12 protein-coding genes and 1 pseudogene are annotated in these 11,855 nt (G+C 69.2%); 8 read left to right on the top strand and 5 right to left on the bottom strand.

From position 1 onward, the window contains the following. The first annotated feature begins 69 nt into the window (after positions 1–69). Genes AC50X6_RS07330 through AC50X6_RS07320 form a run of 3 tightly spaced genes read left to right on the top strand, consistent with a single transcriptional unit; the run spans position 70 to position 4,795 of the window. Positions 70–1,092: a 3-oxoacyl-ACP synthase III gene (locus AC50X6_RS07330; RefSeq protein WP_494965584.1), complete on the top strand. Its 1,023-nt coding sequence runs from the start codon at positions 70–72 to the stop codon at positions 1,090–1,092. Then, complete coding sequence (locus AC50X6_RS07325) at positions 1,086–3,776, top strand: alpha/beta fold hydrolase (protein WP_494965583.1); 2,691 nt, start codon at positions 1,086–1,088, stop codon at positions 3,774–3,776. The genes AC50X6_RS07330 and AC50X6_RS07325 overlap by 7 nt, the downstream gene beginning before the upstream one ends. Continuing rightward, entirely contained in the window at positions 3,773–4,795 is a 1,023-nt protein-coding gene (locus AC50X6_RS07320; RefSeq protein ID WP_494965582.1) for an NAD-dependent epimerase/dehydratase family protein, read from the top strand. The genes AC50X6_RS07325 and AC50X6_RS07320 overlap by 4 nt, the downstream gene beginning before the upstream one ends. Here AC50X6_RS07320 and mutM read toward each other — a convergent pair. The 5 genes from mutM to coaD all read right to left on the bottom strand — a co-directional run bounded on the left by mutM (position 4,747) and on the right by coaD (position 7,890). Then, positions 4,747–5,712, bottom strand: a complete 966-nt coding sequence (gene mutM, locus AC50X6_RS07315) for a bifunctional DNA-formamidopyrimidine glycosylase/DNA-(apurinic or apyrimidinic site) lyase (RefSeq protein WP_494965581.1) — start codon at positions 5,710–5,712, stop codon at positions 4,747–4,749. The genes AC50X6_RS07320 and mutM overlap by 49 nt on opposite strands. A 9-nt stretch (positions 5,713–5,721) precedes the next feature. Continuing rightward, positions 5,722–6,432 (bottom strand): ribonuclease III, encoded by a 711-nt coding sequence (gene rnc, locus AC50X6_RS07310; RefSeq protein ID WP_494965580.1) that lies wholly within the window; start codon positions 6,430–6,432, stop codon positions 5,722–5,724. Between the two features lie 20 nt (positions 6,433–6,452). Then, positions 6,453–6,656, bottom strand: coding sequence for a 50S ribosomal protein L32 (gene rpmF / locus AC50X6_RS07305; protein ID WP_009356569.1), 204 nt, complete (start codon positions 6,654–6,656; stop codon positions 6,453–6,455). A gap of 36 nt (positions 6,657–6,692) precedes the next feature. Further along, a complete protein-coding gene (locus AC50X6_RS07300; protein WP_494965788.1) occupies positions 6,693–7,217 on the bottom strand; it encodes a YceD family protein in 525 nt (174 codons plus the stop codon). 193 nt (positions 7,218–7,410) lie between these two features. Then, positions 7,411–7,890 carry a pantetheine-phosphate adenylyltransferase gene (gene coaD, locus AC50X6_RS07295; RefSeq protein WP_494965579.1) on the bottom strand — a complete coding sequence of 160 codons (480 nt, stop codon included), beginning with the start codon at positions 7,888–7,890 and terminating at the stop codon, positions 7,411–7,413. Between the two features lie 48 nt (positions 7,891–7,938). Between coaD and AC50X6_RS07290 the strand changes: the two genes are divergently transcribed. From AC50X6_RS07290 to AC50X6_RS07270, 5 genes and pseudogenes are all read left to right on the top strand, one after another. Then, positions 7,939–8,868: an SDR family NAD(P)-dependent oxidoreductase gene (locus AC50X6_RS07290; RefSeq protein WP_494965578.1), complete on the top strand. Its 930-nt coding sequence runs from the start codon at positions 7,939–7,941 to the stop codon at positions 8,866–8,868. Beyond that, the gene (locus tag AC50X6_RS07285) at positions 8,865–10,073 is read left to right on the top strand and encodes an aminotransferase class I/II-fold pyridoxal phosphate-dependent enzyme (protein ID WP_494965577.1); all 1,209 of its coding nucleotides are present in this window, start codon (positions 8,865–8,867) and stop codon (positions 10,071–10,073) included. The genes AC50X6_RS07290 and AC50X6_RS07285 overlap by 4 nt, the downstream gene beginning before the upstream one ends. A gap of 2 nt (positions 10,074–10,075) precedes the next feature. After that, positions 10,076–10,867, top strand: a complete 792-nt coding sequence (locus AC50X6_RS07280) for a spermidine synthase (protein WP_494965576.1) — start codon at positions 10,076–10,078, stop codon at positions 10,865–10,867. Positions 10,868–10,873: 6 nt separating this feature from the next. Next, positions 10,874–11,335, top strand: coding sequence for an AAA family ATPase (locus AC50X6_RS07275; RefSeq protein ID WP_494965575.1), 462 nt, complete (start codon positions 10,874–10,876; stop codon positions 11,333–11,335). A gap of 194 nt (positions 11,336–11,529) precedes the next feature. Continuing rightward, positions 11,530–11,855, top strand: a pseudogene (locus AC50X6_RS07270) (hypothetical protein); the annotation flags it as partial.

Below are 11,855 nucleotides of genomic sequence, written 5' to 3'. Positions count from 1 at the left end.
CTCTTGGGCTTGTGCTTGACGGTGCGGTCAACCGCCGGAGCACAGTACGGACACGAACAGAGGCTTGACTTGATAGGGAATGCGACATTCCGGCACCGCAACACCGCCTTGCTTTCGGTGAGCAGCGTCGAAGCTCCGAGGATCGTCAGTTCCACGGATTTCGATCACAGGCTGGCTTCGACCCTGCGGCGGCTGAAGTTTCCCCCGAAGCTGCTGGAACGGGTGGCCGGCGTCACGCACCGGCGCTGGTGGGCCGCCGGGACATCCTTCGACGACGCCGCCATCGAGGCGGGCGCGAAAGCCCTGGCCGACTCCGGCATCGAAGCGTCCCAAGTCGGCTTGCTGATTAACACATCCGTGACGCGGCGCAACCTCGAACCGTCTGTCGCGGTGAAGATCCACCACGGACTCAACCTGCCGTCGTCGGCCATGAACTTCGACGTAGCCAACGCCTGCCTCGGATTCGTCAACGGCATGACCCTGGCGGCCAACATGATCGACTCCGGCCAGATCGAGTACGCGGTGATTGTCAACGGTGAGGATGCCCAGGCAACGCAGGAGGCCACTCTGGCCCGGCTGCAGCGTCCCGAGACCACCCGCGAGGACTTCAACCGCGAGTTCGCCACCCTCACCCTGGGCTCCGGAGCCGCCGCTGCCGTCCTGGGCCCGGCGGACCGGCACCCGGGGGCGCACCGGATCCTCGGCGGCGTGATGCGCGCCGGCACCGAGCACCATGAACTGTGCGTGGGCGGCATTGACGGCATGGCCACCGATACCAAGGGCCTGCTTGACGGCGGCCTGCAGCTGGTGGTCGACGCCTGGCACGAGGCCCAGCCGGAGTGGAACTGGACCTCGATGGACCGCTACGTCACGCATCAGGTGAGTACCACCTACACCCAGGCCATCATCGACGCCATTGATCTGGACCCGGACAAGGTGCCCATCACGTTCCCGCACTGGGGCAATGTGGGCCCGGCCTCCCTCCCCATGACCCTAGCCGCCGAAGCGCAGAGCCTCGCAGCCGGGGACCGCGTGCTGTGCATGGGGGTCGGTTCCGGGCTCAACACCGCCATGGTGGAAATCGTTTGGTAGCCGCGGACTGGCCCGGCGTCGACCCGGAGTGGTCGCGCGAGATAGATGTGGCGTCCACCTCCGCCGCGGATGAGCCCGGAACCGTGCGCCGCTGGCACCTGCTCGACAACGGCGCGCAGCTCTCCCGCCGCGGCCTGGCTCCTGCCGGCACCCTGCTGTGCGTGCACGGCAACCCCACCTGGTCCTACCTGTGGCGGACCCTGCTGGCCGCCGGATCCGACCCCGCGCATCCCTGGCGCGTGGTGGCGGTGGACCAGCTGGATATGGGCTTCTCGGAGCGCACCGGCAGATTCCGGCGTCTGGCGGACCGGATCAACGATCTGGGCGACCTCACCGCCGCGCTTGGGCTGGGCGGGCCGGTGGTCACCGTCGGCCACGACTGGGGCGGCGTGATCAGCCTCGGCTGGGCCCTGGCGCATCCACAGCAGCTGGCCGGAGTGGTGCTGACCAACACCGCCGTCCACCAACCTTCGGGCTCCCGCATCCCGCCGGCGCTGCGGCTTGCCCTGCACCCCGCAGTGCACCGCTGGGGAACGACGACGTCGGACGCCTTCCTGCGGGTGACGCATTCCCTGGCCCGCCCTCCGCTGGCCGCGGATGTCCGCAGCGCTTTTATGGCCCCGTACCGGGGCGCCGGCCGCCGCGCCGGCGTGGGGAACTTTGTCGCGGACATTCCCGCCGGGGCGTCCCACCCGAGCTTCCCGGCACTGCGCCGCGTTGCCGATGGGCTGCATGGGCTGCGGGTTCCGGCCCTGATGCTCTGGGGACCGCGGGACCCGATCTTTTCGGACCGGTACCTGAAGGACCTCATCAGCCGGCTGCCGTCCGCGGAAGTGCACCGCTTCGAGGGCGCCGGCCACCTGGTCGCGGAAGACCGGGACATCGCCACGCCCGTTTTCGAATGGCTGACCTGGCAGAGCCTGGGCCAGCACCCGGACAGCCGTCCGGCAGGCGCCGCCAACCGCCCGGCCGACGCCCCCGCCCTTTCCGCACCGCCGCTGTGGGCGCCGCTGACGGAACTCGCCGCGGGGCCCGCCGGCAGGGACACCGCCGTCGCCGAAATGGCCGCGGACGGCAGCGTCGCCCGCTCGCTCAGCTGGCAGGAGCTGGAACAGAATATTGCCGCGCTCGCGGCAGGACTACGGGAAGCCGGCGTCCGGCAGGGCAGCCGGGTGAGCCTGATGGTTCCGCCGGGGGTGGACCTGACCGTGGTCCTCTACGCCTGCCTCCGGCTCGACGCAGTGGTGGTCGTAGCCGATGCAGGCCTCGGCACCCGCGGCCTGAGCCGCGCTGTCAAGGGCGCCACCCCGGATTTCCTCATCGGCATCGACAAGGCCCTCGCCGCCGCATCGATACTCAACTGGCCCGGACGGCGAATCAGCGTGCGGGACCTGCCGGCCGCCCGCCGCCGGCTGCTCGCCGTCGAGACCTCCCTGGCCTTCCTCGCCGGCCGGGGCAAACTCATCGCGAAGAAATCACCGCCGCTGCAGGTTCCGGACCCGGACGCCCCCGCCGCCGTGCTCTTCACCTCCGGATCCACCGGCCCCGCCAAGGGCGTGCTCTACACCCACCGGCGGCTGGCCGCGATGAGGGACACCGTGGCCGCGACACTGGGAATCCGCCCTGGCGCACGCCTGGTGGCGGGTTTCGCGCCCTTCGCCCTGCTGGGACCAGCGCTGGGGGCCGTCTCCGTGACGCCTGCCATGGACGTGACCGCTCCCCGCACCCTGACGGCCCGCGCGCTGGCGGACGCTGCCGCAGCCATCGACGCCACCGTGGTCTTCGCTTCCCCCGCGGCGCTGCGCAACGTCCTCGCGACCCAGGGCGGCCTGAGCCGGGCCGGGCACCAGACCCTGGGGCGGGTGGAGCTGTTGCTCTCCGCTGGCGCGCCCGTCGCCGAAGCCCTCCTCGCAGACGTAGCGCGGCTGCTGCCCCGGGCCGCGCTGCACACCCCGTACGGGATGACCGAGGCGCTGCCAGTCACCGACATCAGCCTCGAACAGATCCGCGCCGCCGGGGCCGACGCCGCCGCCGGAACCATGGCGGGGGCCGGCAACGGCGTGTGCGTGGGCCGGCCGGTGCACGGTGCCCGCGTGGCCGTCATCCCGCTTGCTGCGGACGGCACCGCACCCGGGACCGGCTCGGTCACGGACGCAGTCACGGCGGCGGGAGTGACGGGCGAGATCCTCGTGAGCGCCCCGCACGTGAAGGAAGCCTATGACAGGCTCTGGCTGACCCAGCGGGAGAGCGGCCGCACGGCCGGGTGGCACCGCACCGGCGACGTCGGGCACTTCGACGCCGCCGGGCGGCTCTGGGTGGAAGGACGCCTTGCGCACGTTGTCACCGCACCGGGTAGCGTGGTCACGCCCGTGGGCGCCGAGCAGGCCATCGAGCGTCTGGACGACGTCGGGCTGGCCGCCGTCGTCGGGGTGGGCCCGTCCGGGACGCAGGCCGTCGTCGCCGTCGTCGAAACCGTACCGCCTGCCCGCCGGGCCGGTCCTGCCCCGGCGCAGCTCGCAGGGCTGGTCCGGCACGCGGCCCGGGAGGCAGGCGTCAGCGTCTCCGCCGTGCTGGTTGTCCCCTCCCAGCCCACCGACATCCGCCACAACGCCAAGATCGACCGGACCCGCTTGTCCCGGTGGGCTTCCGCGGTGCTGGCCGGCGGCCGGCCGGGCAAGCCGTGAGGGTCCTCGTGACTGGGGCGAGCGGCCTGCTCGGACAGGAAGTGGCGCGGCTGCTGGTGCGCCAGGGCCACGCCGTCACCACCTTCCAGCGCCGTCCCGCGAGCGTCGACGGCGCCGTGGACCTCTGCGGGTCCGTCACGGACCACGACGCCGTCCGTCGCGCCGTGGTGGGCGCCGAGGCCGTCATCCATCTGGCCGCGAAGGTCTCCTTCACCGGGCGCGCCGCGGACTTTCACGAGGTGAACGTCGAAGGCACGCGCCGGCTGCTCCGTGCAGCCCGCGGGGCCGGCGTGCGGGACCTGGTGTTCGTCTCCTCCCCGTCCGTGGCCAACTCCGGGGCCGCCATCGCCGGAGCGGGCGCCGAGCCGGCGGACCCGGCCCGCGCGCACGGCCACTATTCCCGGACCAAGGCCGAGGCCGAACTGCTGGCGCTGGCGGCGGACTCGCCGGAATTCCGGGTCGCGGCGGTGCGCCCGCACATCGTCTGGGGCCCCGGCGACACGCAACTGGTGGAACGGGTACTGGAACGTGCCGGCCGCGGCCGGCTGCCGCTGCTTGACGCCGGGGCGGCCCTGATCGACACCACCTACGTGGACAACGCCGCCTCGGCTATCGTCGCCGCACTGCACCGCATGGAGCACATCCACGGCGCGGCGCTCGTCGTCAGCAATGGAGAGCCCCGCCAGGTGGGCGAGCTGCTGGCGGGAATCTGCGCCGCAGGCGGCGTCCCGGCGCCGTCGTGGACGGTGCCGGGCCGGATCGCGCGGGCGGCAGGATCGGTGGTGGAGAGGGTCTGGACCCGGGCCGGCCGGGCAGGGGAACCGCCGATGACCCGATTCCTCGCTGAGCAGCTCTCCACCGCCCACTGGTTCGACCAGCGCGAGACCCGCAGACTCCTCAACTGGGCCCCCGCGGTTTCACTTGACCAGGGCCTGGCGAGGCTGGCCGAGCACTACGGGCGCAGGCTCCCCTACCAGCGGCCGTTCCTTGGCCGGGGCTGGCAGACGGGGCAGCTGTAGGAGGAGCGGTTCATGAACTGGTCCCGCCGCAGCGTGCTCACCAGGCCGGCGGCCGCGCACCGCTTGCATTCCTGGCCTTCGCGGCCGTAGGCGTTGAGGGAGCGGTCGAAGTAGCCGGAGGCACCGTTGACGTTGACGTAGAGGGAATCGAAGCTCGTGCCGCCGGCAGCCAGGGCGTCGGTCATGACCTCCCGGGCGGCGTCGAGCACCCGCTCGGCCTCCGCCCTGCGCAGTGTGTCCGTGGGCCGGGCGTAGTGCAGCCGGGCCTTCCAGAGGGCCTCGTCGGCGTAGATGTTGCCGATCCCGGAGACCAGCCCCTGGTCCAGCAGTGCCCGTTTAAGGCCGGTCTTCCGGGCGCGGAGCCGGCGGTAGAACCCCTCGAAGGAGAAGTACGGGTCCAGCGGGTCCCGGGCGATGTGCGCGGCTTCCGCGGCGATCAGCGGCAGCGGCGTTTCCGCGAGGCCGCCGGGACCGCCGTCCGCCGTGGGGATCAGGGCGGTCAGGAAAAGTCCGCCGAAGATCCGCTGGTCCACGAACCGGAGCTGTTCCGGCATGCCCTCCGCCGGGCTGAGCCGCAGGCGTACTTTGAGGTGCTTTTCATCCGGAACGCCGGCGTCCTGCATCAGGAGCTGGCCGGACATGCCCAGGTGTGCCATCAGCGCGACGGCGGGTTTCTCCGCTGCCGGTGCGTCGGGATCCCCCGCTCCCGGGTCCGCCAGCGGCAGCCAGAGGAACTTTCCGCGCCGGACCACATCAAGGACACGGGCGCCTTCGAGGTTGCCGGCGAAGTCCTCCGGCCCGAGCGTGTGCCGCCGGACGGAGCGCGGATCCAGCACGTCGACGGCGGTGATGGTCCGGCCCCGTACCCAGCTCACCAGGCCACGGCGGACAACTTCCACCTCGGGCAGTTCGGGCACAGTCCGTGCCTAGCTGCCGGTCTGAGACTTGGCCGCGGCAGCCGGTGCGGAAAGTCTGCGCCAGGCGTCCGCGGCTGCTTCCTGCTCGGCTTCCTTCTTGGAATTTCCCGCGCCGCTGCCGTAGTCGTTGCCGCCGATGCGCAGGATCGCTTCGAACACCCGCGCATGGTCCGGGCCCGAGCCCTCCACGGCGTAGTTGATGGTCCCGAGCTGACGGCTGGCCGCCAGCTCCTGGATGCTGGTCTTCCAGTCGGTGCCGGCGCCAAGCGCGGCAGCGTCCGCGAGCAGCGGCCCCACCAGCCGCATGACCAGCTGGCGTGCCGTCTCGATGTCGTTGGAAATGTACGTGGCGCCTATCAGCGCCTCCATGGTGTCCGCGAGGATGGAAGCTTTGTTCTTGCCTTCGGTGAGCTTTTCGCCCTGTCCGAGGTAGATGAACTCGCCAAGACCGATGCTGCGGCCGATGCCCGCAAGTGCCCGGGTGCTGACGACGGCGGAGCGGCGCTTCGCCAGATCGCCCTCGGGCAGCGTGGGGTTATCCCGGTACAACGCGTCCGTTACGGAAAACCCCAGAATGGAGTCACCAAGGAACTCGAGCCGTTCGTTGGTGGGGATTCCGCCGTTTTCGTAGGCGTACGAACGATGTGTGAGCGCAAGACGAAGCGTCCCGGCGTCAATAGTGACACCGAGACGCTTCAGAAGCTCTTCAGTTGAAGACATCTATTAAGCCAGTTGGCGGATTAGACGTCTGCGACCTTGCGGCCCTTGTATTCAAGGAACAGCGCGGTGCCAGCCGAGTCGGTAACGACCTTTGCCTGGTGCGGCAGGCTGTAGGTAACCTGTCCGTTTTCGACAGTCTTCACCAGGTGGGGGGCAGTTGCCTTCCACTGGGAGCGGCGGGCGCGGGTATTTGAGCGAGACATTTTCCGCTTCGGAACAGCCACGGCTAACTCATTTCTCTCTAGTCCAACACTTACAAATCAGTTTTGCCGGTCAGGCTTAGCCAGGTCGGCTAGGGCAGCCCAGCGAGGATCTACGATCTCGTGGTGATGCCCCGGCTCGTCTTCCAGGCGTACTCCGCATTCGGAGCAAAGGCCCTGGCAGTCTTCCCGGCACACCGGCTGGAACGGCAGCATGGTTACAACTGCGTCCCGCAACACCGGCTCAAGATCGATCAGATCGTGCTCGACTCGACGTTGCTCTTCTTCTTCCTCTTCATCCGAGAACTCAGCGTCCGCGTAGAAGAAAAGTTCTTGCACTTCGACCTCTTGGTCATACGCAAGGGGATCCAGGCATCGGCCGCACTCGCCAGTCACCTGGACGGTTACGGTTCCTGATACCAGAATTCCTTCGTGTACGGCCTCCAGCCGCAGATCCAGCCCAACATCCGAGCCTTCCTGCACACCGATGAGCGCCACACCCAGATCACGTGGTGCGGGTACATGTTCCGTCAGCGTCCACATGCTTCCCGGACTACGTCCGACATCCTTGACGTCGAACGCCAGGGGCGAACTAGCATCTCGTTTAATGAGAACTCCTGTTGAACATGTGACCGACGTATTATCTTAGCCTGAACTTCCGGACGGACCCAAACCGGGACATGCCCGCGGTTCACACCGCAAGCAGCCTCAATTCCGGGCCGTCAACCGGCAGCAGGCCGCCGAGTACCGATCAAGCTTACCCTCTGCGCGGCTGGTCCTAAACCGCCTCGCCCGAGCGGAGCCGTTTGAGCACCGACCGGGGAACGAACTCCGAGACATTCCCGCCGAGGGTGAAAACTTCCTTGATCAGTGTGGAGGACAAGTGCAGGTAGTGGCTTTCGGCCGGCAGGAAGACCGTTTCGACGCCGGAGAGCTGGCGGTTCATCGTGGCCATCGGCAGTTCGTAGTCGAAGTCCGAGGAGGAGCGGAGGCCTTTGACGATCGCGGAGACGCCCCGCTTGCGGCAGTACTCCGCCAGCAGTCCCTCCCCCACCGGCTCCACCACGATGCCGCGCAGGGAGGCCAGCGTCTCCCTGGCCATGTCGATCCGTTCCTCGAGGGTGAAACGGTAGTTCTTGGCGTAGTTGGTAGAGACGCCCACGATCACTTCATCGAAGAGGCCCGCAGCCCTGGCGATGACTTCCAGGTGTCCATTGTGGATGGGGTCAAAGGAGCCAGGGCAGATAGCGCGTCTCATGCTCCGAACCTACCGTATCCGTGCCGCCGGCCGGGATAGCATGACTGGATGTCAGCATCGAGCATTCCCTTCACCGTGGCCGGCGGCGTGGTCCTCGTGACCGGCGCCGCCATGGGCATGGGCCGTCTGTACGCCCTCCGCGCGGCCCGCGAGGGCGCCGCTACCGTCATTCTTTGGGATGTTGACGCGGAGGGACTGGCGGCGACCGCCGGTGAGGTGACCGCCCTGGGGGCGCGCGCCGTCGTCCGCACGGTGGACCTCGCGGACCGCCGGTCCATCGCCGACGCCGCGGCGGAAGCGGCGTCGGAGGGTCCGCTGGCCCTGCTGGTCAACAACGCGGGAATCGTCCGCGGCGCACTGTTCTGGGAGCACAGCCCGGAACGGGACATCGCCCCGACCATGAATATCAACGCGCTGGCCCCCATGTACGTCACCCATGCGTTCCTGCCGGCCATGATGTCCGACGGCGGCCGGCAGCGCCGGATCCTGAACATCGCGTCCGCCGCCGGGACCGTCTCCAACCCGCGGATGAGCGTCTATGCCGCCTCCAAATGGGCTGTGATCGGCTGGAGCGACTCGCTCCGGCTGGAACTGGAGCAGCAGGGCCACCGTCACCTGAAGGTCACCACGTTCTGCCCCAGCTATATCTCCACCGGCATGTTCGACGGCGCCCGCGGCCCCCTCATGACCCCGCTGATGACCCCGGATGACGCCGTGGACCGGGCCTGGCGGGCTACAGCCGCCGGGCAGCCCCAACTGATCGCCCCGGCCATGGCGGCCCTCGGCAAGGTCCTGAGGGGAATCCTGCCGGTACGGGCCTGGGACTTCGTGGGCGGAAAGGTGTTCGGGATCTACTCCACTATGGACAAATTCACCGGGCGCGGTGCCGGCACGGTTGAACCGGGGCACGGCGCCCGGACGGCAGAACCGGGCCAGGCCACCGGCACGGACGCCGCAGGTCAGGCGGGCACCCGGTGACCGCTCCGCTCCAGTACCCGTGGCAGCGTGCCGCGACGGGCGCCAACCTGCTCGCCGCGGACGGCAGCCTGGGGGTCACCATCTTCGAGGAGATGACTACCCTCGCGCTGCAATCCGGCGCCATCAACCTCGGCCAGGGCTTCCCGGACGAGGACGGCCCGGCCGAGATCAAGGCGGCCGCGCAGGCCGCCATCGCCGCGGGCCACAACCAGTACGCCCCGGGCAAAGGCATCCTTGAACTGCGCGAGGCGATCGCCGTCCACCAGGAGCGGTTCTACGGCCTGACCCCGGACCCGCAGAGCGAAATCATCGTCACCACCGGCGCCACCGAGGCCATCGCCGCCTCGCTGCTGGCCCTCGTGGGCCCCGGCGACGAGGTCCTCACCTTCGAGCCGTTCTACGATTCCTACGGCGCCATCATCGGCCTGTCCGGCGCACGCCACGTCACCGCGCCGCTGCTGGCACCGGATTTTATGCCCGACCTGGACGCCCTCGAAGCGGCGTTCAGTAACCGCACCAAAGTGGTCCTGGTCAACAACCCGCACAACCCCACCGGAGCGGTGTTCCCCCGGGAGGTGCTGGAGCGCGTCGTCGAACTCGCCACCAAGTTCGACGCCGTCATCATCACCGACGAGGTCTACGAACACCTCACCTTCGGCGTCCGGCACATCCCCGTGGCCACCCTGCCCGGAGCGGCCGGGCGAACCCTCACCATCTCCTCGGCCGGCAAAACGTTCTCATTTACCGGCTGGAAGATCGGCTGGCTCAGCGGCCCGGAGCACCTCGTCGCTGCCGCCCGGACGGTCAAGCAGTTCCTCAGCTACAGCTCCGGCACCCCGTTCCAGGGCGCCATCGCTGTGGGCCTGGGCCTGCCGGACGAGTTCTACGCCGGAATAGCCGGCACACTCCGGCACAAACGCGACGTCCTCAGCGAGGGCCTCCGCGCGGCCGGCCTGGACGTCTTCACGCCGCAGGGTACGTACTTCGTCAACGTCGACACCGCGCCGCTGGGGATCTCGGACTCCGTGGACCTGGCCCGGCGCCTGCCGGCACTGGTGGGCGTCGCGGCGATCCCGGTTCCGGTGTTCTGCCATCCGGAAGGGGCCCAGCGCACCCGAAGCCTGCTGCGCTTCGCGTTTTGCAAGAAGATCGATGTCCTCGAAGAGGCCGCCGAACGGCTCGCGACCCTGCGTGACAGGCTTTAGGGATGCCGGAATCCGCCGCGGCGCCGCGGTTCCTGCGGACCACGGGCCAGCACGCCACGATCGAGCCGGATGAATTTACCGAGGGCGGCTTTGTGCTCAGCATCGGCGGCGCGGAGCAGTCCCATGTCAACCTCGCGGACCCCTCGGACATCTTCTACGAGTACCTGCGCCGGATCGGCCATGTGGTGGACCTTGCGGCGCCGTGGGGTGCGCCCATCAGTGCCCTCCACCTCGGCGCCGGGGCGCTGACGCTGGCCCGCTACATCCAGGCAACCCGGCCCGGCTCCGTGCAGTACGCCGTGGAACTGGAGCGGGAACTGCTGGACTTTGTGCTGCAGCACCTGCCCCTGCCCGGCGGCACGGAGCTGCACACGCTGATCGGCGACGCCCGGGAGGCCCTGGCCGGGCTGCCCCCGGAGCTGCGCTTCGACGTCGTAATCCTTGACATCTTTTCCGGTCCGGACGCGCCGGCGCATATTGCCTGCACGGACTTCTACCGCGAGGCCGCGGCGAGGCTGGGTCCGCGCGGGGTGCTGATTGTTAACGTGGGCGACGAACCCGGGCTGACCTTGGTCCGCCGCCAGGTGGCCGCGTTGCGCCGGGCCATGGCGGACGTCGCGGCGTTCGCCGAGTCGGGCATGTTCTCCGGACGGTATCCCGGCAACATCATCCTGACCGGGACGCAGGGGCCGTGGCCAGAGGTGTGGACCGCGGCGCTGACCGCCCGCGGGCCGCACCCTGCCACGGTGCTGTCCGGCGTCGGCCTGGACGTCCTCTCGGACCGGGCAGGCTGAGGTCTGATGGTTGCGGTTCTCCTGACCGGCATGTCCGGCGTTGGCAAGTCTTCGGTGCTGAGTGAACTGGCCCGGCGCGGCTTCGACACGGTGGACACCGACGACGGCGGCTGGATCCGCGTGCTCGGCGGCGAGCCGTCGTGGCACGAGCCCTCTATGGACGGGTTGCTGTCCCGGCCGCGGCAGGGGCCGCTTTTTGTGCTGGGAACTGTCGCTAACCAGGGGCTTTTCTATGACCGGTTCGATGCGGTGGTGCTGTTGAGCGCACCTCTCGATGTGATTCTGGAACGCCTGCGGACCCGGACCACCAACCACTTCGGAAAGTCGGACGCCGAGCGTGCAAAAATCGTGCAGGACATCGCGGACGTGGAGCCGCTGTTGCGCGCCGGAGCGACGCACGAGCTGGACACGACCCGGCCGCTCGACCGGACCGTTGATGCGTTGATCGCCATCTCCGCGCGAAACTGACCGGGCGAACCCAAGGCGCCTCTCGCCATGTGGTTCGCGACGGAGTTGGCGTGCTGGAACCATTTCCCGTCAGACGCCCGGAAACCGGCGGCCACCCCTCGTCTTTGAAGACGACTCCGGTTCGCGGGCGTTAGTCAGTGCCCGGGCCCGGCCCGCCGCCTCCAATTGTCGGTGCTCCCTATTAGGCTTTGTGTATGGATACCGGGACAGCGTGGAGTGCGGAGAGCAGGGCGGCCCTGGCGGCTGTCGCCGCGTCCGCTGCTGAGCTTGCCGCCTTCATCGGCGCCGGCGCTGACCACCCTGATCCGTCCGGTGCCGGTTCGCTGGGAGACGCTGATCCGTCCGGTGCCGGTTCGCTGGGAGACGTTGATCCGTCCGGTGCCGGTTCGCTGCGGGACGGCAATCCGGTGCGTGATCTGGCCGATGATTGCCTGGACGCTCTCGCGGACGTGGCCCGGCTGGAGGCCCGGACCGCGGCACTGAAAGTGCGGCTGGCCGCGGACTACGCCCAGGCCACCCG

It is taken from the genome of Pseudarthrobacter sp. HLT1-7 (assembly GCF_059383435.1).
The sequence above is the reverse complement of the archived record's forward strand: the minus strand, read 5'-3'. Positions and strand labels throughout refer to the sequence as shown.